This window comes from Acinetobacter sp. 5862 (assembly GCF_024494585.1).
Classification (GTDB): domain Bacteria; phylum Pseudomonadota; class Gammaproteobacteria; order Pseudomonadales; family Moraxellaceae; genus Acinetobacter.
In genome coordinates, this window is record NZ_JANHGP010000024.1 from 1 (window position 1) to 21,653 (window position 21,653).

The following is a 21,653-nucleotide window of genomic DNA, read 5'->3' on the forward strand; positions in this document are numbered from 1 at the left end:
CGCTCATAGCTCAGCTGGATAGAGCACTTGGCTACGAACTAAGGGGTCGGGAGTTCGAATCTCTCTGAGCGCACCAAGTAAAGATTTAAAGTAACACATGCCTAAATTGGCGATATAAGTAATGCGCTCATAGCTCAGCTGGATAGAGCACTTGGCTACGAACTAAGGGGTCGGGAGTTCGAATCTCTCTGAGCGCACCAACTTAATAGAAAAAACCGCTTAATTGCGGTTTTTTTGTGCCTGTAAGTTGGAGTAGTTAAACTATAAAATATCTATTTGATGTTCAAATTAAGGCTCTTCATTTTTTATTAACAATAAAATCAGTTGTTTATGTTGTTTTTAAATATAATAACTCTTGCGTTGTAAACTTGTAACGATCAATCTATCACCATTTGATTTCTATTTTATTAAAAAACACTTATCAATAGGGGAAAAATGCGTATAATGCGCTCCATCAAATATGCGCTCATAGCTCAGCTGGATAGAGCACTTGGCTACGAACTAAGGGGTCGGGAGTTCGAATCTCTCTGAGCGCACCAATTTGAATTTATCGAAAGATAAAGTGAAAAAAACCGCTTAAATGCGGTTTTTTTGTGCCTTACATTTTTGCTTTAATTTTCTGAACAAACACAGTATTACCACCAACTGCGGGGAGTACATCATGATAGGGTAAACTTCGCATAGCCCTTAATAAAAAGGGTGCTTTTTCATCAATTTTCATTGAACTGGTTATTTTAAATAAACTTCCGTGATTCAATTCTGTAGCAACCATTTTTCCTTTAATCAATCGTAAATCACCACCATTGGCATAAAAGTTATTTTCAACAGTATTTGGATAGTTGAAATGCAGCTTAAATGCAAAAGGAATATTAATCACACCTAAACCCACATTCACTTGAATATCCGCATCTTGACCCTGATTTTGGATTGGAGAGGTGATGATTTTCTTGATTTGTCTTGGAAATAATTCTTGATAGGCTAAAGGGTTTAACCATTTATTTAATTGCTGTGTTGGCTGTTGATAAAATTGATAGGTGGTGGTGAAGCGCATGGCTTCACGTCCATGGGTGTACATGATGCTGGTTGGAGCATGCAGAAAGCTAATGGGTTGCTGTGCATTTTGACTCAGTTGTGCAATCTTAGCCAATTGAGCTTCATTTAATTGAGGGCTTGCTATTTGTCCTGAATTTAAGGCAACGATATTCTGTTTAATAAAGCGTGTTCGAAGTGATTCTAGGATAAAAGCATTGGTTGAGCTCGGAATCCCTAATTTGACCTCTGGAATCGCATTCAGAATTTTTTTAAAAATAAAACCTTTAGGTTGATTTAAATCTCCCCACTGGGTGAGCGTAATTAAAGTTCGATGATCATCTAAGGCAAACCATTCAAACTTTCCTAAACCGTATGGAATAGGAGAATCAATCACTAAACTGGAAATACTGTTCGATTTAATCTGATGCTGTAAGGTAACGTCTTCATTAAAATTGAGCACTGGAATAGGCGTTGGAATGGAGACACGATATTTCATTTTTACAGTATTGCCAGATTGTTCTAGTATTTTGGCCGATTTAAGTGTTGGAAATAGACCGACATAGTGATTAAAGTCAGTCAGGGTCTTACTAACCTGTTGTACATTGGTAGGAACAATAAGTGCTGCGGATGTAAAACTGGCGTTTTGTTGTGAATTGGATTTGAGAGTGGGGAGGTTAGTTTTAGTTGTTGGATGCGCATAAATGAAAATATTATTTTGCGTGTAGCTTGCCAAAAGCTGGGGGTTATTTTGAAAAGGTTGTAAAGCGCTTGGGATATTGTCATTCCAAGTCAGCATTTGTGCAAAGCAAGTTTGCGTTATGCTAAAAACAAGAGTCGTTAATATAAATCCATTCAAATAAAACATCACATTCCTTTGATTTTTCTTAGTGATATAGTCAGTGGCATTCATCAGTAAATCATAGAGCCTTGCTATTAATAAAAGTTTTTTTGTTTAAAAAACAGTCGTATTGTGTAAAACTTTCTTGAGCATCGAAACCTTAGACAAAGCGTTATCTATGCAAGTAAATACTTATAGCGGTTAATGTTGATCAGTTAAGTGTAATTTGATTATTACTGAATTAGAAATTCCATCTCTTTGTTAAAAAGCAACTTAGAGTAGTGCTACGCCGTATTTGAATTTTGTATAAAATCGCTATAAATCTGATTTACGCTCAAGTCATTTATGTTCTAATAGATGAGTTTTTTCAAATCTTAGAAATCAAAAATGTCTGAACAACGTCCAACTGTATCTGTGCGCTATTATCTTAATTTAGAAGAATCACAAGATGGTTTTGCTCTTGTCACTTTTGGTAAAAAGACCTTTAGTCGTTTTCTAACACCTGTTATTAGTATTGCAATTATTGGTTGGGGAATCTATTTAGGTTTCTCAGACGTTGGTCGTTATTACGTTGCATTAGGTGCTTTTTTTCTGATTATGCAAGGATTGATGCGCTATTGGTTGTTACCGATGTTGTTTAAACGTCAATTTGTTCGCTACCAATTTGGAAAAAGTGAGCAGGGAATTGACCTCTATCAAGATCATTTTGAACTTTATTCAACAGGTAAAAAGCAAATAGCGCAGTATGCTGAGGTGCAATCTTTTGCAGTTGGAAAGCTCACGTATATGTTAGAGCTGAAGAATCATACCGTCATTATTGTTCCAAAGCGTTCATTCAATGATCCAGCAGATCAAACCAAATTTGAAAATAGTTTTAAAAAATAACTTCATTCGCGATTTAAGGAACAAGGAGCTTTTATGAGCACACGTCCGTCAAAAATTGTTTGTGTAGGCAGGAATTATGCTGAACATGCGAAAGAACTAGGTAATGCAATTCCTGATCGCCCAATTTTATTTATCAAACCACCAAGTAGTTTGAGTAGCTTAGCCCAAGGTGCCCGTTGGAATCAGGCTTTGGGTGAATGTCATTTTGAATGTGAAATTTGTTTGCAGATCGCACACCCATTGTCGCAGGAAACCAATCCAAGCAAAGCTTTAGAAGCGATTGGTGCTGTGACATTAGGATTGGATTTAACTTTACGTGATTTGCAGAATGACTTAAAAGCGAAAGGGCAGCCTTGGGAGCGAGCAAAAGCTTTTGACGGTGCATGTATCTTGGCAGACTGGGTTGAAGCGGATGAAATTGGCGATTTACAAGAGTTAGAGCTTGTTTTAATGATTAATGGCGTTGAACGCCAACATGGTTTTAGCCAAGACATGATTTTTGATATTGGTGCATTATTGGTTGAAATTAATCAGTCATTTAGTTTGGAAGCGGGTGATGTCATTATGACGGGTACGCCTGCTGGCGTCGGGGCATTACACCCAAATGATCAATTAACCATGAAACTAATAACCCAATCAGGAGAATATGATTGGGATACATTTGTTCAAGCATAATGATTAAAAACACGTGCTGTTAATAAATAGCGTCTACCTAATTTCGTATAAGCGAGATAGTAAAAGAAAGACCTCAGTTGAGGTCTTTTCTTTTACTTCTGTTCAAAGATCGTCGAAAGAGGAATCGAAAGTTTTGCAGCTAAATAATCATTACTCTCGATGAGGGCTGGGCCAAGTCGTTCCATCCATTCATCATCTTGATGGATATTGGCGACATCATGACGTAATGGCAGGGGATAAGGGAGTGCTGTAAAAAAGCTCCAGAAATCGACTTGCGCAAGATTTCTAGCCAATACATACTCATCGTTGTCTGTACGTTTGACTAAATTCTGTTTTTCTAACTGTAAGATATATGCAGGTAAACGTCCTAATTCACCACGTCCAATAATCCCGAGAAGTTCTTGTTCACTGACACTTTCTCCAATTTGTTGCTTTTTATAAAATAACTCCAATATGTCTAATAACATTAAGATAGGATGACGCTTTTGTTCTTTATCTGAATGAAAAGCAGTCAGTGCATAACTGATTTCTACGCCTAATAAGATAATGTTCCAAGACAAATAAATCCACAGAAGGAAGATTGGAACAGCAGCAAAAGCACCATACACAATTTCATAACTGGTGAAATTACTCATAATCCAGCCAAAGAAATTTTTTAAAATTTCAAATACTGTTGCGCTAAAACATGCAGCAATAACAGCGGAAAGAATAGGGACGCTACGATTAGGAATGGTCCAGTAAAGAATGAAAAAGCCAACAATTGTAAGTAGGAATGAAATAAGCCATAAAAGGAAGGAGCCATCTAATTGATAGCCCGCAAAATTATTGCTCAGAATATTCATTGAGGCGACAGTAGATGAAAGTACAAAAGCACTGCCTAGAATGATTGGACCTAAAGAGATTATTGTCCAATAACGCATAAAACCAACAAGACCTGTTCGAGTTTCTTTGACACGCCAAATACGATTAAAGACATTTTCGATTGAGGTGAGCATAAGTACGGTGGTCACAAACAGAAATAGCACCCCAATAATTGTGAGATTACTGGATTTATCTGTAAATGCGTTCAATGCTTTGTCAAAGGCAATGGTACTTTTTGGTAAAAAATTACTGTAAATCAATTGCTGTAGTTGTTGTCGAGCAGGCTCTAAAGCTTTAATTGAGGAGATAATGACTAAGAAAACGGTCAGCATCGGAACAACTGCAAACAAAGTAGTGTAGGTGAGCCCTCCAGCTTGTTCTCTACAGCGATCAGCTTCGAAACGCCGTAACACAAATACAATAAATTGAAACCATGTTTTTTCTAAAAAAGGCAGATTTTTTAGATAACGATTTAAGATCATGGGTTCTATCCTAGTTATTTTTAATAAAATCCTGTGTTAGCACAGCATTGACTACAGCTAAAAAGAGGAAAAATGTCGTATAGTGTTCTTTTTAACAAAATTTATTAAAGTGATGCAACCTTACGTTCTTGTTCTTTATTACAGTAAATATGGTTCAACTCGAGAAATGGCCCATCTAATTGCCGATGGAATTGAGTCTTCTGGTATCACAGCTCGTATTCGAACCGTTCCTAATCTCGCAACTGTTGTTACCCAAGCAGAACCGAGCATTCCTGCAGAGGGGGATGTTTATTGTACTTTAGATGATTTGACGTATTGCTCAGGTTTGGCACTTGGTTCACCTACTCGCTTTGGTAATATGGCGAGCGAGATGAAATACTTTTGGGATCAAACCACGAGTTTATGGTTGAATGGCGCTTTGCATAATAAACCAGCATGTGTTTTTACTTCCTCTGGCTCGATGCATGGTGGGCAGGAAAGTACTTTGCTTAGCATGTTGCCGCCATTATTTCATCATGGCATGGTGATACTGGGCTTACCCAACTCAATCCCTGCATTATCCAATACAAAAACAGGCGGTACACCTTATGGGGCAAGTCATGTCAGTGGCCCTCGTCATGATCAAAGTTTGAGTGCAGATGAAAAAGTATTATGCGAAGCGCAAGGTAAACGTTTAGGTGATGTCGTAAAAGCGTTGTTAGGAAAAGTTTAGATCTAAAAATGGGAGCATCTGCTCCCATTATTTTATTTTTTAATTTGCCAATCGTAGATTTTTTTCTGATAGGCATACCACATCATCCACAGTCCAATCAGTAACATTGGTACAGTGAGAATCTGACCTTTGGTCATCCAACCGAATAGAATAAAACCTTGATCTGCATCGGGCTGACGGAAGAACTCCATAAAGAAACGTGCAACTCCGTAGCCCATTAGGAATAATGCTGAAACCGCCATACGGGGACGTGGTTTAGCACTAAACCACCAAAGTATGATAAATAGAATCAGACCTTCACAGAGCGCTTGATAAATTTGCGACGGATGGCGAACTAAACCTAAAGGATCAGTTGGAAAAATCATACCAAATGGATAGCTAAGGTCTTGAACTTGACGACCATACAATTCACCACCAATAAAATTACCGATACGACCAAACATCAAACCTGTCGGTACACAGGGTGCAATAAAGTCCAAGGTTTGAAACCATGTTTTCTGATATTTCTTACACCAGAATAGCATGGCGATCATGACACCCAAGAAACCGCCGTGAAAGCTCATTCCACCTGTCCAGACTTGGAATAACCAAAGCGGGTTTTCTAAGAATTTGCCAAACTCATAAAACAAGACATAGCCAATACGACCACCAAGTACGACGCTTAGAGCGCCATAAAACACCAGATCGGAGACCATATCGGCAGTCCAACCATCACGTTGTTTAGCACGATAAGAGGCTAAGCCCCAAGCGCATAAAAATGCCAAGAGATACATCAATCCGTACCAGTGTACCTTGACTGGCCCTAAACTCAGTGCCACTGGATCAATATTTGGATAGGTCAGCATTGCTGTTCCTCAATTTAGAATTTGAAATTAAGTTTTGAGCAGATTGTAGCGGAATGATGTGAAAAATGTTGTACATTCAATGTGAAAGTCAACAGACGCTAAATGAGTGAAAACAGGATCAATGTGTATTGTCGCTTTTGCATGGTATGTTCTTGATGATATGCCCTTGTGTTTAATTTCAAATCGTGATGAATTTTATCATCGACCAAGTACTGTTTTACATCGATGGGATCACAGTTCGATAATTGCTGGGCAAGATTTACAGTCAGGTGGGGCATGGATGGGGGTCACTGAGTCTGGGCGTTGGGCAATCGTGACTAATTTTCGCAATGGACGAGATAAGAACCAATATTCAACTTCACGTGGACATTTAATCCAGTCTTTTTTAGAAAGTGATTTAGCCCCCTTTCGTTTTGCACAACAATTAGAACAGCAACAACAGGACTACGCTGGTTTTAATTTGTTTATCGGTGATCGAGAGCAAGCGGTTTATATGAGTAATCGGGGGGAAGCACCACAAGTCTTAGCGAATGGTGTTTATGTTGTTTCCAACGGTTTAATGTCAGAAGATTGGGAGAAAACCAAACATTTACGTAAACGCTATACGCAAGAATTTTTACCAATGTTGCAACAATCAACGATTACAGAATCTGATTTGCAATATTCAGTCTGGGATATTTTGGAAGATGAACGAAAAATTATTCCAGATTTGTTACCTGATACAGGGATTAGTGTGGAGATGGAAGCGTTGCTGTCCTCGACTTTTATCCAAAGCCCAATTTATGGCACACGCTGTTCAAACTTCTTAAGGCTTGATTCAAAACAATGGCATTGGCTAGAGAAAACACAGCAAGGTGAGCAGCAGGGGCGTATTATCGAAATGAAAGCAGATCTATGGAAATAAAAATACCGACAAGGCTGTCGGTATTTTTTATCAACCAAATTTATTTAGCAGAGGTTGTCTTTTCAACCGATGGCAAAACATCCGCCGTGATATAGCCCACGCATGCGCTAAAGCCATTGCTATAGTTTTTTAGCACTGCTGTTTTTACATCTGCTGGAATCTTTGAGCTGTCGCCTGGATGCTGGAAATTGCTCATGATATAAGTCCAGCCGTTGACCGAATCCACCGCATGTAAGCCTGTTGATTCAGCACCTGCTGGAGTAGAGAGGATACGATCTAAAGACTTAGTATCAACATTATATGCCCATAGGAAGTTATTGGTATGGTTACCACTGTCTTCACCAATGAATAATGTGCGTAAAGTTTCAGAGAATTTTAAATTGTCTGGGCTTGCAATATTATTTGGATCTGCCGTGTTACCTAAGCTATCCACAGTAATATCTTTACCCATAAGAACCATATGGCTTTGGTAAGGTGTCCATTCACTATTGATCACATTGTTAAGATGATCAACTTGGCTACCTTTGAGGTCATGTCCAAGGATACCACCTGCTTTTAGCGTGCTCTTAAACTTAACATTATGTGATTCAACCCAAGCTGCATTTCCACCAATCATTGATTCTTGAATATTGGCAAGTGCAGAGTAAGCAACTTTATCTTTAATATTTACGGTAGTACCTTCCATTTTTGTGAAAGCCATACTACCGCCTTTTAGGGCAGCATATCGATGTGTTTCTAGGAATGCAGCAGCAAGCTCAATCTCAGCTTTGCTAAAGCCATTGTTGGCTTCTTTCAGTTTAACCCACAGCGATTTTCCATCTAACACAATCTTGGTATAACCTGTTAAATCAGCTGGTGCTGTTTTCAAGCTTTCCATAATGTTTTCAGATTTGATTCCTCGAACATTCACGAGGTCTTCGATGGTCTTACTATCAGTATGACCTAACTTGATCCATTTGATTGCGGCGGTAGAGGTCTCATTCAATTCTGATGTGTATTTCGCAACATATAATGTTCCAGCAGATAAGTCTTTTTCTTTGTCTGCAATAAACATGAAGAAACCACCGTTAGTGTAATCGTCACCCATGATTACAGTGCGGTTATCTGGCATGACTTGAATCAGTTCATGTGAAATACGACCTAAGCAGTAGTGTTTAACTGCCTTAGCACGACCTTTACCATCAAGAATAATTTCTGGCAAATGACCATAGTTATAGGCATTTGCAGTATTTTCATTGCCATATAGATTTTTACTATATGCTTTGAGCATTGCCAGATCTGAACCGATTTGGTCAAATGCATCAGGCTCATATTCTTCACTGGAAAGGTGAGTATTCCACGGAGAAAGGCTAGCACCACAGGTGATCCATAGACCATGAACTTTAGACATATCGACATTGTGGTATTTCTTCAATGCCAGATGACCCGTCTTTTGATCCTGATCCAGCGTAAGCACCGCAATTGGTGATGGCAACTTGCCGTACATACTTTGATTTGCCAGATTTTTAGTCGTGTATTCAAATTGAACAACGTGGAATACAGGGTTAGCCACACCAGATACAGAAGCGCCATTGATGTGGATTAAAGATGAACCATCAGGAGAGTCAGAGAAAAACTGGCGTTCTTGACCGATTACAGAAGTATCTTTAATCGGTTGATTATTAATATCATAATAACTACCTGCAATGATTTTTCCACCATCAATGTTATCAACTTCCGCACCTGTACGGAAAAACTCCTGATAACCCAGTTTGTACTCGGTGGTTGTATTGTCATCCCACGTAATCGTCAAAGCAGATTTAACTGAAGTTGTAGCCATCTCTGGTACAGTTGAAGGTGCCGCCATAGGTGTAAATTTTGCATTTTTAAATTTTGCAGCAGGTACGGTTGGGGTAACGGTAGTATCGTTATTATCATTGCAACCTGCTAAAGCTGCTGCTGTGCCCATTGCCCCGAGTGGTAAAAACGGAACACCCGCGAACCACTTTAAAATATCACGACGACTTGGCTGATTTGTATTGGTTGTCATAATAAATCCATATCTTTAATAAATGGTAAATAAATCTAGATTGATTTTATGCTTGATAGATGACATTTTTTTGACACTTTTAAGGCAGTTTGAAGACAATTTAATTTTTATAAATCTATGAAAAATATAATTTTAAAATAAAAAAATCCCTGAGATTATTCAGGGATTCAACAGAGATATTATTATTCTGAAACTGCTTTACGCTTTTCTAATATTTTTCCAAAAAGTAAACCGATTTCAAAGAGCATCCACATCGGAACAGCCAGCATAATCATGGATAAAGCATCAGGTGGGGTAACAAACATCGCCACGAAAAAGCATCCAACAACAATAAAACGGCGTTTTTCAATGAGGCTTTGTGTACTCACGACACCAATCAAAATCAGCACTAGAGTAATAATTGGAATTTCAAAGGTAAAACCAAAAACCAAGAATAGTTTTAAGCAGAAGCTCAGATAACTATTAATATCTGTCATAGGTGCAACAGTTTCAGGAGACACACTAATAAAGAAATGCAAAATAGCAGGTAGGGTAATGAAATAGGCGAATGCGACACCTAAGTAGAATAAAAGAATGCTGCCAAATAGCAAAGGAATCGCTAAATGTTGTTCTTTTTCATATAGCGCAGGTTTTATAAATGACCAAATTTGATAAATGATATAGGGCATTGCCAGCATAAATGCAACGAATAAATTGAGTTTAAACGGTGCCATAAATGTCGCCGTGACATCTGTGGCGATCATGCTTGAAGTGGCTGGCAATTGCTGCCTTAGCGGTTCAGACAGCCATTGATAGGTCTGGTTTCTAAAGGGCAATAAACAGAAAAATAGAAAAATCGTCACGCCAACGATCTTAAACAGGTATTGGCGCAACACAATCAAATGTTGCATCACAGGCATTTGTTCAAGGCTTTCAGCACTGACTGAAGTTGATGGTAATTGGCTCATACGGCAATCTTTAATTCGTTATCAAACTGATTCAACGATGGGTATGCTTCCATACCAATCACAGATGATTTTTGGTATTGAACACAAAAAGGAATAATAGAACTTGAGTGATATGGCACATAGCGAATCGAATTTTGAGGTTTAGTTACTGATGGCGCAGTCTCTACCTCATGATTTTGAGTTTTTAATTCATCTAATTGTTTTTGTAGCCGACGTTCAAGCTCAGTAATCTTTTCAATTTCTTTTTGCATTTCTTCGCGGAACTCAGAAAGTTTTAGCTCACGATCAATCTCATTCTGAACGTTGTTGATAAACTTCTTGATTTTTCCATACCACTTCGCCACAAAACGCGCAGCTTCAGGGAGCTTTTCAGGACCGAGCACCAGCAATGCAATAACTGCAAAGCAAAAAATCTCAGTCATTCCCAAGTTCAGCATAATTCCGCTCGCTTAGCTTTTTACTGAGCTTTCAGCATTTTTAACTTGAGCATCAATGGTACGAGGCTCATTGAGTGGCGCAGTAACTTCATCTTCTTTAATAGACTTTTTGAAATCTTTAACAGCACCACCAACATCTTTGCCTAAATTTTTAAGCTTTGATGTACCGAATAGTAAAATCACCACAATTGCAAAAATAACGACGTGCCAAATTGATAAACCAGCCATAATTCTATTCCTATATAACTTTGGTTATATCTGAACAGTTTGGCATGACAAAGATGTGACACTTATATTGCAATTTTGCGACAAAACATTAAGAGATTAAGTATGTTGGTAGATAATTTTTTACTTTTTGGTTTGTAATCAATGTTTCGTTGAAGTGAGTTTTTACTCATTATTCAGTATTTTTATTCAATCTAGATTTAAATAATTTGCCCTAGGTTTTAGCTAGGGCAAATGATCTTTAAATCAAACTTGCTTTAAACAGCTGCATTGCTTGACCACGATGACTGATTTTATTTTTGTCAGCTTTGCTAAGTTCAGCACTTGAAAGATTGAGTTCTGGTAGCCAGAACAATGGATCATAGCCAAACCCATTCTCACCGCGCGCTGCTTCTAGGATTTCACCTTTCCAAATGCCTTGAAAGATTTGTGGCAATGGATCTTCGGCATGTGTGACCAGTGCTAATACGCAAACAAACATGCCCTCAATCACTTCGCCGTCTTTACGGAAAGGTGCGAGATCAGCCAATAATTTTTGGTTATTAGCTGCGTCATTACCATGTTCACCTGCATAGCGTGCAGAGTAGATGCCTGGTGCACCATCTAAGACTGGCACACATAAACCCGAGTCATCTGCAATAGCAGGTTTGCCTGAAAGTTTAGATGCATGGCGAGCTTTAATAATTGCATTTTCAACAAAGCTTAAACCATCTTCAATCGCATCTTCGATATTGAGTTTGCCTTGAGGAATGATTTCGACGGGTAGATTGAGTTGTTGAAATAGATGATCAAATTCAGCAATTTTACCTTTGTTATTGCTTGCAAGCACAAGGCTGCCTTGATTAAGCCATAATGGAGTAGACATATATATTTTAGATCAGCTCAGATTGAGTGGGATTTTAATATGTTATTTTAAGATAGAATAGAAAATTGTTTAAATAAGATAAATTAGTTCAAGTATTAAGATCGAATAATATTGGTAAGTGGTCACTATATTGAAGCCATTCATCTTTATCAAAAATTTTAAAATGTGAGTTTCTTCCAGAGAATAAACTAGTATGACTAAATAAATAATCGATATGATAATTTTTTTCTTGGTTTCGATTCATAAAAAAAGTTGAATTCTTTTCCTTGCCTTGTTCTTCATTTGTTAGTTCATGGTAAAGACTATGGATATTCATTGTTTTTAGCTGATTGACCACATCACTGTGATTCCACCAACGATCCCATACATCCCATTGAGCGTTGCTATTTAAATCTCCACAAATAATAGTTGCTTTTGTTGCAATAGCTGTATTATGTAATTGTAAATATTTCCATAGTTGTCCGATGTATTGGAATGTTGGAGAGTTAGCATATTTTGTCCAAACAGCTAACAATTGAAAGTCATCATTGATTTTAAGTGGTAAGAATAGTTCTAGGTTTGAATCTTCCCAATATAACTGTTCTAATTTAAATTGCTCTTTAGCAAAAACTCCTAATCCTTTGTTTTTATTATGGCCTTTCCATATTCGATTAGGTAGCCAACTATCATAAGTTCCTTGAGACTTTTCTTCACTTTCACATTCTTGAATTATGTATATGTCTGCATCAATCTCTTTTAATAATTCAATTTTCTTTCTGAAAGCACCATTACAGTTCCAAGTTAAAATTTTCAATTTTATTCCTTTATTAATAAAAAACCGACTCTCAACAGTCGGTTTTTTTAAATAAATCAGGTGATCTAAACTAGTTTACTGCGCTTGAATCCATTTATCAGCACGGTCTCGTGCGGTACGGATTTGCTCTTGAGTTAAGTTTGCAGCCAAAGCTGTTTTCTTACCTTCAGAAAGACTAATCACTTTAGTATCGAGCATGCCATCACGTGTTGAAAGCTCATACCACTGATACGCACCTACGTAGTTTTTCTTTTGCTCTTCCATCATGGCAAGATTGAAGCTTGCACGATTGTCGCCGTTACTTGCCGCTTTTTCGAAATATTTGCGAGCCAATACTTCATCTTTCTTTGTGCCAATGCCATCTGCATACATACGACCAACATTCAGTTGAGCCGCAGAGATACCTTGATCGGCAGCAGCCTTAAACAATGCAAAAGCTTGTTTCTCGTCTTTAGCGACATCTTTACCATATTGATAGCGAGTAGCTAGATAAAACTGCGCACCAGCTTGACCAGCTTTTGCAGCGCTTTGTAACTCACCAATACTCATCACAGAGTATCTAGCTGCTTGTGTTGCTACTGACTGTGGTTGAGCAACATAGTCTGCATGCGCTTGAAAGCTGACTATGCCAAATAAAAACGTGCTGATTAATGTCTTTTTCATAGAGCGCTCACTCGATAAATTGCGACTTCACCAAATAGGTTCGGCATATGCTTACTCAGCACACTACCTTGTTGGTCACCATTAACGGCAAGTCGATTAATAATTTTAATTCCGTTTTCTGCACATAAGGCTTCGAAATCACGGAAAGTACATAAATGAATATTTGGGGTGTTATACCACATATAGGGTAAAGCTTCAGAAACAGGCATTTTTCCTTTCAAAGCAAGAAAAGAACGAGTCTTCCAATACGCAAAGTTTGGAAAAGTAATAATTGCCTGTTTTCCGACACGCACCATATCACGAAGTAATACATCGGGCGCATCTACAGCTTGCAAAGCTTGTGCCATAACCACAGAGTCAAACGACTGGTCGGCAAAACGGCTTAAACCCAAGTTTAAATCCTGTTGGATAATATTTAACCCTCGACTGATGGCAATTGCAATCTTTTCTTGATCAATTTCTAAGCCATAAGCACGAATATTGTGCTGTTTGCTCATATGAGCCAACAGTTCGCCATCACCACAACCCAAGTCTAGTACGCTAGAATTAGGGCTAATCCATTTTTCGGCGAGTCGTTGATCTATACGCATTAGTGAAGCTCCTGCGGTGTCGATTGCAACTGTTGTTCTCCACCTAAAAATGCTCGAAGTGTTTTGACATAAAGCGGGATTGGGAATAAGAACGAGTCATGCCCTTGTTCAGCATCGATATCTAAATAGCTGACAGGTTTATGATTATCAATCAAAGCATCAACCAATTCTTGTGAGCGACTCGGGCTAAAACGCCAATCTGTAGTAAATGAAATCACCAAAAATTTGCATTTAGGCTTGCTCATTGCTTTAGTCAATGAATGTTCATACTCACGAGATGGATCAAAATAATCCAAGGCCTTGGTCATAATCAAGTAAGTATTTGCATCAAAATTGCGACTAAATTGTTCACCTTGATAACGTAAATAACTTTCAACTTGGAATTCGACATCAAAGCCGTACATAAATTTGCCTGATTTGAGATCACGACCAAATTTCTGTTTCATCGCCTCTTCGGAGAGATAGGTAATATGGCCAACCATACGCGCTAAAATTAAGCCACGTTTTGGATAGCTATCATGTTCCAAATAACGCCCATGATGGAAATCTGGATCAGAGAGAATCGATTGGCGAGCAACTTCGTTAAAGGCAATATTTTGTGCAGAAAGTTTAGGTGCACTGGCAATAATTGCACACTTTTGTAAGCGGTCAGGATAATCCAATGACCATTGTAGTGCTTGCATGCCACCTAAAGAACCACCAATCACGGCAAACCAAACATCAATTCCGAGGCGATCAGACAACATGGCTTGGGTCTTCACCCAGTCACGAACAGTGACTAATGGAAAATCTGGACCATAAGGACGATTTTCATTTTCAGGGTTTGGCGATGTTGGACCTGTTGAACCATTACAACCACCAATATTATTTAAAGAAACAATAAAAAAATGATTGGTATCAATCGCTTTGCCGGGACCAATACAGCTATCCCACCAACCTGCTTTTTTATCATCTGCATGATGATAACCCGCAGCATGATGATGCCCAGATAATGCATGGCAAATTAAGATTGCATTGGATTTATCTGCATTAAGTGTTCCATAGGTTTCAACCATCAAATCAAAACGTGGCAGGATACGCCCACATTCAAGCTCTAATGGTTGCTCAAATTGAAATTTTTGTGGTGTGACTAAACCCACTGAATCCGATGGAAAAGACACTGGAATGATTCGCCTTGTATAAATCTTTGATCAATAATAAAAGGATACCAATTCAGGTATCCTTTCAAAAGTCATTTTTTCTGATATTACAACTCAGCTTTGCTTAAACTGCCGCAGCAGCAACTTGCTCAGTTGTAAGTACGCCTTGTTCAATTAAACGATTGGTACATGCAATAATCGCTTCAATCGATGAGGTGACAATGTTGTCATGAATCCCTGCACCAAAAGCATTTTTACCTGTGCCTTTGACTTGAAGTTCAATCAAGGCAAGTGCTTTAGCATTTGCACCAGAACTGATACTACGTTCTTCATAATTTACAACATCAATTGGCAATTGTAACGCATCGAGCATCGCCGAAATTGGACCGTTACCTTCACCGCGTAAACGTTGTACTTCACCGTCAATTTCAATATCTAATTCAATGATTTGTGTGCCATTGATATCGGACAACTGATAATGTTTGGTTTGGTAATGGCTATTTTTCACATCAACATAGGTATTTTGGAATAAGGTCCAGATTTCATGTGCACTGATTTCTGTACCGTTTTCATCAGTATGTTGCTGTACGATTTGGCTGAACTCGATTTGTACTCGGCGTGGTAAAGCAACGTTGTAGTTCGATTCTAATAAGTATGCAATACCACCTTTACCAGATTGGCTGTTGACACGAATCACCGCATCATAATCACGACCTAAATCTTTAGGGTCGATTGGTAAGTACGGCATATCCCAGATCTCTTCGTTTTTCTGGAATTCGAAGCCTTTTTTAATCGCATCTTGGTGTGAACCAGAGAATGCGGTAAAGACTAAATCACCTGCATATGGATGACGTGGGTGCACAGGTAAACCTGTACATTCTTCAACAGTTGCAATGATTTCATTGATATTAGAGAAGTCTAAGTTTGGTGCAACACCTTGGGTATACATGTTCAAGGCAATCGCAGCAACATCGACGTTACCTGTACGTTCACCATTACCAAACACGCAACCTTCAACACGATCAGCACCCGCCATGATCGCCAATTCAGAAGCAGCGATACCACAACCACGGTCATTGTGACAGTGAACTGAGATAATCACGCCATCACGACGCGCCAAGTTACGGTGCATCCATTCGATTTGATCGGCATAGACATTGGGTGTTGAAACTTCAACCGTTGCAGGCAAGTTTAAGATCACTTTATTGGTTGGAGACGCTTCCCAAATTTCCGTGACCGCATCGCAGACATCTTTGGCAACTTCTAATTCTGTTGCAGAAAAACACTCTGGGCTGTACTGGAAAATCCAGTCTGTTGCAGGATATTGCGCTGCGTATTCTTTGACTTTATTTGCTGCATTAATGGCAAGTTGCTTTGCGCCGTTTGCATCTACATTCAACACTTTTTGACGGAATGTTGGTGAGTTTGAATTATAGATATGCACAATCGCACGTTTTGCACCAACCAAAGACTCAAAGGTACGCGCAATTAAATGATCTCGAGCTTGAACCAAAACTTCGATATACACATCTTCTGGAATCAAATCTTCTTCAATTAACTTGCGAGTAAAGTCAAAGTCAATTTGAGATGCTGAAGGGAAACCAATTTCAATATGCTTGAAGCCGATTTTAACCAACATGTGGAACATTTTTAATTTTTGCTCCATGTTCATTGGTTCAAAAATCGCTTGGTTACCATCACGAAGATCTGTGCTCATCCAAATCGGTGCTTGGTTAATTTCGTTATTTGGCCATTGACGATCTGGTAAATCCACTCGTTGATACATACGGCGGTATTTTTTGCTTGGGTCAGCCAACATCATGAGATAACTCCTTGTTGTAGCATGGTTGCTGCTTCAAAATAAATGCAACGTGCTACGAATATATATGGTGTCTATAAGAATCAATTTAAAGAGAATATGTATTGAGTACCTAAAATCTAGGTAAAAATTTATACGCGCGCGAGGCGCAGCATCAGGAGAGCAGTGAGTAGTTTTGTATCAGACGGATGGCTAAAATCATCACTCGTTTTCATCATCTACCGTTCAAAGCAAAAGTATTGGGTTTTGCAGTTATCTTAATCACCTAATTTGAATCAGTCTAGGTGAAAATACAAGCGACTGCAGTGGTCTATAATTTATTTTAATTCGAATGGATGGGAAATATTTTCCTATTTTTTGCATAAAAATAAATTTTAAAGAAAATATTTCCCATTAATATGCTTAAGGCTGATAAATATAGTCTTGATTAATGTCCTTTATGGTAGCGGTTCCCATGAGTGCCATCGTAATTTCAAATTCTTCCTTTAACATGCGGATGACATGAGCAACACCTAAAGAGCCTGCTGTTGCTAAACCATAAATATAAGGACGTCCAATCAATACGGCGTTTGCACCTAATGCAATTGCTTTAAAGACATCTGTACCACGTCGAATTCCACCATCTAATAATACAGGGTAATCAGGAGGAACAATTGCGCGAATTTTTTGTAATGCAATTAAGGGTGGAATAGTCGTATCTACAATGCGCCCACCATGATTAGAAACAATAATCCCAGACACACCATGATCGAGGGCTTTCTGAGCATCGGCAGGATGTAATATTCCTTTTAAGATTACAGGTAAATGTGTATTTGCAATCACCCAAGCAATATCCGCCCACTTAGGTGCAATTTGCATTAAGCCTTGAAATAGTTGGCTTTCGGATGGCGATACATCAGGAAAACTTAAATGGGTAGGGGTGTGTGGATGTTGCATTTCTTCTGGTAACTGAAAGAATAACTTACGTTCCCGATCTCGGATACCCACATGGGGAGCATCGACCGTAATCACAATTGCACGATAACCTGATTGTTCAGCTTGTTTGATCAAGGTTAATGATTTTTCTCTGCATCCCTGCCAATACAATTGAAACCATTTATACGGGTTTTCTAGTTTCAACTGTGCCATATGTGTATTTGTGAATGTACTTAATACCAAGTTACTTTGCATAAGTTCAGCTGCGAGAGCAGATGCAGCTTCTGCTTGAGGATGAAAAAGTGCTTGGTGGCCAATCGGTGCAAGAAAAATAGGATGCGGATATTCCATCCCAAATAAATGAAAACGAGTATTACCTTGTGTTAAGTCGTTTAGATGTCTAGGAATCAATTGAATATTTTGAAATTGTTGGCAATTATTTTGCACGCTAATTTCATGCATCGCTCCACCATTTAAGTATCCCCAAACATCTTCAGAAACATGTCGCTGAGCTTGTTGTTGATAGTCGTGAATGGTTTGAATATACGAAGGAATAGTATTCAAAGCGGGTGTAGGGATCTGGTCATGCATTATAAATCCCCCCATTGTCTTAATAAGTTATGATAATGGCTGGTTAAACTAACAACTTCTTCTGTATCGCCCAATTGTTGTCTGAGTTTGATAATAGTCATGTCTAAATTGAATAGCATCGTTCGCTGCCAGTCATCTTTAACCATGCTTTGAATCCATGTGAATGCTGCGATTCTACGTCCTTGTGTCACAGGTTCAACACGATGCAAACTTGTTGCTGGGTAAACAATTGCATCTCCTGCATCGAGTTTGACTTCATGGCTGCCATAAGTATCTTCGATAATCAGTTCCCCACCTTCATATTCATCAGGTTCAGATAAAAAGACGGTAATAGACACATCAGTACGAATCATTTGCCCTGTTTTTGCAGAATATTGAATCGAATTATCAACATGGTTGCCATAATTGCCTTGATTTTGATAGCAGTTGAACATTGGCAATAACGTATGTTTAGGGAGGGCAGCTGAACGCAAAAGCAGATTTTGTTGTAATGCATTCAAAACAGAATGGCTAACAGATTCATATACATTACTCTGTATATCGACTTGTAAATTATTTTTAATTTTTTGTGCTTGTGGACCTGCACTATGTGTACCGTCAATCCAAACTGATTGTTGTTGTATTTGTTCGCGTAGCTCAGCAACTTGATGCTTATTGAGTACTTGGGGGATATGCAACATCATATTTTGAATCTTCCAAAAAATACAACCTGTCAAAAATTATAGCTTTTTTGACAGGCTGTGTTCATTTATTCAATCATGATGAATTAAATAAAATGACTTAGAATTTGTAGTTAAAGGTTAATGCAGCAGAACGTGGCTGACCAAGTACGAAACGACTACCGCCATTATTTAAAGCACTAATGTAGTCTTTATCAGCTAAGTTATAGACATTTAGATTCACAGAAGCATTCTTGTTCAAGCTATACCCCGCCATTGCATCAAAGACAACATAAGATGGAACTTTAGGCATATTTGCTGGCGCTGTACTATCTGTGATCACACGTTTTTGTTCATCAACATAACGTGCGCCTAGGCCTAACTTAAAACCTGCAATATCATAGGTTGCCCATAATGAAGCAGTCCAATCTGGAGACCAACGTACCGAATCAGTGACAGTTTTTTCACCTGTCGTAGTATTGAAACTTTGTTGATTTTTTTGCTTAGTTTTCATATGAGCAACGCCCGCAGAAATATTCCAAGCATCTGTAATTTGACCAACAACTCCAAGTTCTACGCCTTGAACACGTGTTTTTCCTTTTTGCATAGACTCTTTCGTAATTGGATCTTGGGTAAACTGGTTTTCATTCTCAGTATGATAAATCGCACTAGTTAATGCTAATTTATTCTTTAATACATCCCATTTTCCGCCCACTTCATAGTGATTAGTTTTTTGTGGTTTAGCTGCTGAACTATTAGCTCCTGTGTCCGATAAGCTAAAGTTTGCACTTCCTGGCGGAGTCAATGATTTAGCGTAAGACACATAAAGGCTGCTATTTTTGGTTGGTTTGAATAAACTACCTAATTTCCAGCTCACCAAAGTATCGTGTGCTTTAAGATGAGTGGGAGTTTTAGTAATCGCAAGGGTGGTTGCATTCGTTGCAACAGCCAAAGCCTCATAATCGGTATGATAGTAATCAAGGCGTACGCCACCATTAAACTGTAAACGATTATCTAATAGTTTTACCGTATCAAATAAATAGGCTGCGGCTGTTTTGGTTTCACCATCACTATATGCACCTGTATAAACCAATTCAGGCATTACATCATCATGGTTAGGATTATAGAGATTCGCAGCAGGCGTTGTAGGAGCTTTTGTTCCTGGTTTTTGGGTAGATAAAGTACGAGAGATTTGTTGTTCCTGCAAAAATTCTAAGCCAGCAACTAAATCATGTTCAACAGCACCAGTTTTAAAATTAATATTCAAATTTGATGTATTCGCAAGGATTTTATTTTCTTGATCTACGCCTTGATGGGAACGAGAAATTGCCCATGTATCTCTATTATTAGGGTCAAATGACCCATAGTTAAATTTGTAACTATAGCTATTATCTGGATTAACGGTAACTGTAGCTGATGGAGCATTAATTGCATTAATTCCAGTTAATGCTCTTTTCATGCTGGTTTTACCTAATCTAGAGATATTGGTAAATTTGATATTTTCACTAAAATCACTTTCGATTTTAGCCGAAATCATATCCGAGCTAATATCTTCATAGTCATTTACGCTTCCATAAAAGTTACTACGATCAACTTCAGGCGCATTTTGTAAAGCTTTATTCACTTTTTGCATATCAGCAGAGTTATTAATAGCCTCACGGATTTGATCTCTTAACGCAAGATTTTTATCGTTTGCGTAGCTAGAGGTATATCCATAAAAGCCTTTCATACCTACAGTTGGAATACCACCATCAGGAATATTATTCTGACGAATATGTTGAGAATACAAATACAGACGAGTATCGCTGTCTAATCCGAATGCAATTGATGGCGCAATTGCCCAACCGTTATTTTCTATAACATCTCGACCTTCGACACCACCATCTTGCCCCATTACGTTTAAACGGATTGCGGTACTTTCGCTAATTGCCTGATTAATATCAGCCGTTAAACGCGCATTTTCTGCTGTGTTATAACGTGCAGAGACTTCACGGCTATTTTCAGTTTTAGGTAGTTTAGTGACTAAATTGATATAACCAGAAGCAGAGCCACGACCAGCTTCAGCACCTGAAGGACCTTTGACAACTTCAATTTGCTCTAAGTTAAATACATCACGACTTACAGCACCAAGATCACGAATTCCATCTACATAAGTCGAAGTTTGAGTCGAAAAACCACGCATTTGGAAAGTGTCGCCTGCACTGGTATTTCCATTTTCACCCATTTGTAGGGTAATCCCAGGAGTATTTCGCAAAGCCTCCACTAAAGAAGCAGCCCCTTGCTCTTGTAAAATTTCTTTTTTAATTACTTGAATCGTTTGAGGTGTGTCTACTAAAGGTTGTGTGTATTTTGGGGAACTAACGGTATTGGCTTTATAGATCTCTTGCGCTGTCACTTCAATGGTTGGAAGTTGAGTCACTTTTTCTTCTTTAGTTGCCGCATGACTGACTAAAGGTAGACTTGCTGCAAGTGCAACTAACGGTGTTGTAGCAATATGTTTACGGCTTTTGATTTTTGCCATGAGAGAACCCCCGAAATTAAACAGATGAATGACAGAGCTTTTGATCTTTTTAAACTTCCACAAAAATGTAGTAAAAGTGAGTAGATTGTTAAGCTATGTAACATTTTGTGAGAAGTCTAATGATAATTATTATTATTATCAATTGTGATTTTGGCTATATAATGAATTGTATAGGCTTAAGCTTATGATATTTATAATTTAATTTTATAATTGATATTATGCTTGT

Annotated in this window: 20 protein-coding genes and 2 tRNA genes; 6 read left to right on the plus strand and 16 right to left on the minus strand. The window is 38.3% G+C overall.

The annotated features are described in order from the left end of the window. Positions 1–123: 123 nt before the first annotated feature. A tRNA-Arg gene (locus tag NO346_RS04440) sits at positions 124–200 on the plus strand. Positions 201–462: 262 nt separating this feature from the next. Further along, positions 463–539: transfer RNA gene (locus tag NO346_RS04445), tRNA-Arg, on the plus strand. Positions 540–598: 59 nt separating this feature from the next. On the opposite strand, the gene NO346_RS04450 is transcribed toward NO346_RS04445, so the two are convergent. Then, positions 599–1,897 (minus strand): hypothetical protein, encoded by a 1,299-nt coding sequence (locus NO346_RS04450; protein WP_087547772.1) that lies wholly within the window; start codon positions 1,895–1,897, stop codon positions 599–601. Positions 1,898–2,257: 360 nt separating this feature from the next. On the opposite strand from NO346_RS04450, the gene NO346_RS04455 reads away from it, so the two are divergent. Both NO346_RS04455 and NO346_RS04460 read left to right on the plus strand, forming a co-directional pair. Continuing rightward, positions 2,258–2,755, plus strand: coding sequence for a YcxB family protein (locus NO346_RS04455; RefSeq protein WP_005156231.1), 498 nt, complete (start codon positions 2,258–2,260; stop codon positions 2,753–2,755). A 33-nt stretch (positions 2,756–2,788) separates the two neighbouring features. Then, complete coding sequence (locus NO346_RS04460) at positions 2,789–3,430, plus strand: fumarylacetoacetate hydrolase family protein (protein ID WP_256414400.1); 642 nt, start codon at positions 2,789–2,791, stop codon at positions 3,428–3,430. Positions 3,431–3,522: 92 nt separating this feature from the next. Here the strand turns inward: NO346_RS04460 and NO346_RS04465 are convergent, their stop codons facing one another. Continuing rightward, a complete protein-coding gene (locus NO346_RS04465) occupies positions 3,523–4,773 on the minus strand; it encodes a YihY family inner membrane protein (protein WP_087547726.1) in 1,251 nt (416 codons plus the stop codon). 112 nt (positions 4,774–4,885) lie between these two features. Here NO346_RS04465 and wrbA point away from each other — a divergent pair, with 112 nt between their 5' ends. Further along, positions 4,886–5,485: an NAD(P)H:quinone oxidoreductase gene (gene wrbA, locus NO346_RS04470; RefSeq protein WP_256414424.1), complete on the plus strand. Its 600-nt coding sequence runs from the start codon at positions 4,886–4,888 to the stop codon at positions 5,483–5,485. Positions 5,486–5,517: 32 nt separating this feature from the next. On the opposite strand, the gene lgt is transcribed toward wrbA, so the two are convergent. After that, positions 5,518–6,330, minus strand: coding sequence for a prolipoprotein diacylglyceryl transferase (gene lgt / locus NO346_RS04475; protein ID WP_256414401.1), 813 nt, complete (start codon positions 6,328–6,330; stop codon positions 5,518–5,520). Between the two features lie 121 nt (positions 6,331–6,451). Here lgt and NO346_RS04480 point away from each other — a divergent pair, with 121 nt between their 5' ends. Then, entirely contained in the window at positions 6,452–7,234 is a 783-nt protein-coding gene (locus tag NO346_RS04480) for an NRDE family protein (RefSeq protein WP_087547725.1), read from the plus strand. Positions 7,235–7,274: 40 nt separating this feature from the next. Here NO346_RS04480 and NO346_RS04485 read toward each other — a convergent pair whose 3' ends face one another. From NO346_RS04485 to NO346_RS04545, 13 genes are all read right to left on the minus strand, one after another. Beyond that, a complete protein-coding gene (locus NO346_RS04485) occupies positions 7,275–9,263 on the minus strand; it encodes a PhoX family phosphatase (protein ID WP_256414402.1) in 1,989 nt (662 codons plus the stop codon). A gap of 182 nt (positions 9,264–9,445) precedes the next feature. Further along, a complete protein-coding gene (tatC, locus tag NO346_RS04490; RefSeq protein WP_256414403.1) occupies positions 9,446–10,210 on the minus strand; it encodes a twin-arginine translocase subunit TatC in 765 nt (254 codons plus the stop codon). Then, positions 10,207–10,647, minus strand: a complete 441-nt coding sequence (gene tatB / locus NO346_RS04495) for a Sec-independent protein translocase protein TatB (protein WP_151974927.1) — start codon at positions 10,645–10,647, stop codon at positions 10,207–10,209. Before tatB ends, tatC begins: the two co-directional genes overlap by 4 nt. A gap of 12 nt (positions 10,648–10,659) precedes the next feature. Next, on the minus strand, positions 10,660–10,875 hold the full coding sequence (tatA, locus tag NO346_RS04500) for a twin-arginine translocase TatA/TatE family subunit (RefSeq protein WP_087536479.1): 216 nt from the start codon (positions 10,873–10,875) through the stop codon (positions 10,660–10,662). 238 nt (positions 10,876–11,113) lie between these two features. Continuing rightward, complete coding sequence (rdgB, locus tag NO346_RS04505; RefSeq protein ID WP_256414404.1) at positions 11,114–11,737, minus strand: RdgB/HAM1 family non-canonical purine NTP pyrophosphatase; 624 nt, start codon at positions 11,735–11,737, stop codon at positions 11,114–11,116. Positions 11,738–11,825: 88 nt separating this feature from the next. Next, positions 11,826–12,530, minus strand: a complete 705-nt coding sequence (locus NO346_RS04510) for an endonuclease/exonuclease/phosphatase family protein (RefSeq protein WP_039908540.1) — start codon at positions 12,528–12,530, stop codon at positions 11,826–11,828. Positions 12,531–12,605: 75 nt separating this feature from the next. Further along, entirely contained in the window at positions 12,606–13,193 is a 588-nt protein-coding gene (locus tag NO346_RS04515; RefSeq protein ID WP_004951899.1) for a tetratricopeptide repeat protein, read from the minus strand. Next, entirely contained in the window at positions 13,190–13,783 is a 594-nt protein-coding gene (gene metW / locus NO346_RS04520) for a methionine biosynthesis protein MetW (RefSeq protein ID WP_004909236.1), read from the minus strand. Before metW ends, NO346_RS04515 begins: the two co-directional genes overlap by 4 nt. Continuing rightward, the gene (locus NO346_RS04525; RefSeq protein ID WP_256414405.1) at positions 13,783–14,943 is read right to left on the minus strand and encodes a homoserine O-acetyltransferase; all 1,161 of its coding nucleotides are present in this window, start codon (positions 14,941–14,943) and stop codon (positions 13,783–13,785) included. The genes metW and NO346_RS04525 overlap by 1 nt, the downstream gene beginning before the upstream one ends. A 103-nt stretch (positions 14,944–15,046) precedes the next feature. Continuing rightward, a complete protein-coding gene (gene leuA / locus NO346_RS04530; RefSeq protein WP_256414406.1) occupies positions 15,047–16,744 on the minus strand; it encodes a 2-isopropylmalate synthase in 1,698 nt (565 codons plus the stop codon). 399 nt (positions 16,745–17,143) lie between these two features. Continuing rightward, positions 17,144–18,247, minus strand: a complete 1,104-nt coding sequence (locus tag NO346_RS04535; protein WP_256414407.1) for an alpha-hydroxy acid oxidase — start codon at positions 18,245–18,247, stop codon at positions 17,144–17,146. Next, positions 18,247–18,930, minus strand: coding sequence for a Fe2+-dependent dioxygenase (locus NO346_RS04540; RefSeq protein ID WP_005156185.1), 684 nt, complete (start codon positions 18,928–18,930; stop codon positions 18,247–18,249). The genes NO346_RS04535 and NO346_RS04540 overlap by 1 nt, the downstream gene beginning before the upstream one ends. 97 nt (positions 18,931–19,027) lie before the next feature. Further along, complete coding sequence (locus tag NO346_RS04545) at positions 19,028–21,427, minus strand: catecholate siderophore receptor Fiu (protein ID WP_256414408.1); 2,400 nt, start codon at positions 21,425–21,427, stop codon at positions 19,028–19,030. Between the last annotated feature and the right edge of the window lie 226 nt (positions 21,428–21,653).

Excerpts from the sequence above, each read along its gene's own strand:
- NO346_RS04540 (WP_005156185.1), bottom strand. The coding sequence starts at position 18,930 with ATGATGTTGCATATCCCCCAAGTACTCAATAAGCATCAAGTTGCTGAG.
- NO346_RS04535 (WP_256414407.1), bottom strand. The coding sequence starts at position 18,247 with ATGCATGACCAGATCCCTACACCCGCTTTGAATACTATTCCTTCGTAT.
- tatB (WP_151974927.1), bottom strand. The coding sequence starts at position 10,647 with ATGCTGAACTTGGGAATGACTGAGATTTTTTGCTTTGCAGTTATTGCA.
- NO346_RS04545 (WP_256414408.1), bottom strand. The coding sequence starts at position 21,427 with ATGGCAAAAATCAAAAGCCGTAAACATATTGCTACAACACCGTTAGTT.
- NO346_RS04460 (WP_256414400.1), top strand. The coding sequence starts at position 2,789 with ATGAGCACACGTCCGTCAAAAATTGTTTGTGTAGGCAGGAATTATGCT.
- NO346_RS04465 (WP_087547726.1), bottom strand. The coding sequence starts at position 4,773 with ATGATCTTAAATCGTTATCTAAAAAATCTGCCTTTTTTAGAAAAAACA.
- metW (WP_004909236.1), bottom strand. The coding sequence starts at position 13,783 with ATGCGTATAGATCAACGACTCGCCGAAAAATGGATTAGCCCTAATTCT.
- NO346_RS04480 (WP_087547725.1), top strand. The coding sequence starts at position 6,452 with ATGTGTATTGTCGCTTTTGCATGGTATGTTCTTGATGATATGCCCTTG.
- rdgB (WP_256414404.1), bottom strand. The coding sequence starts at position 11,737 with ATGTCTACTCCATTATGGCTTAATCAAGGCAGCCTTGTGCTTGCAAGC.
- leuA (WP_256414406.1), bottom strand. The coding sequence starts at position 16,744 with ATGATGTTGGCTGACCCAAGCAAAAAATACCGCCGTATGTATCAACGA.
- NO346_RS04515 (WP_004951899.1), bottom strand. The coding sequence starts at position 13,193 with ATGAAAAAGACATTAATCAGCACGTTTTTATTTGGCATAGTCAGCTTT.
- lgt (WP_256414401.1), bottom strand. The coding sequence starts at position 6,330 with ATGCTGACCTATCCAAATATTGATCCAGTGGCACTGAGTTTAGGGCCA.
- NO346_RS04455 (WP_005156231.1), top strand. The coding sequence starts at position 2,258 with ATGTCTGAACAACGTCCAACTGTATCTGTGCGCTATTATCTTAATTTA.
- tatA (WP_087536479.1), bottom strand. The coding sequence starts at position 10,875 with ATGGCTGGTTTATCAATTTGGCACGTCGTTATTTTTGCAATTGTGGTG.
- NO346_RS04485 (WP_256414402.1), bottom strand. The coding sequence starts at position 9,263 with ATGACAACCAATACAAATCAGCCAAGTCGTCGTGATATTTTAAAGTGG.
- wrbA (WP_256414424.1), top strand. The coding sequence starts at position 4,886 with ATGCAACCTTACGTTCTTGTTCTTTATTACAGTAAATATGGTTCAACT.
- tatC (WP_256414403.1), bottom strand. The coding sequence starts at position 10,210 with ATGAGCCAATTACCATCAACTTCAGTCAGTGCTGAAAGCCTTGAACAA.
- NO346_RS04450 (WP_087547772.1), bottom strand. The coding sequence starts at position 1,897 with ATGTTTTATTTGAATGGATTTATATTAACGACTCTTGTTTTTAGCATA.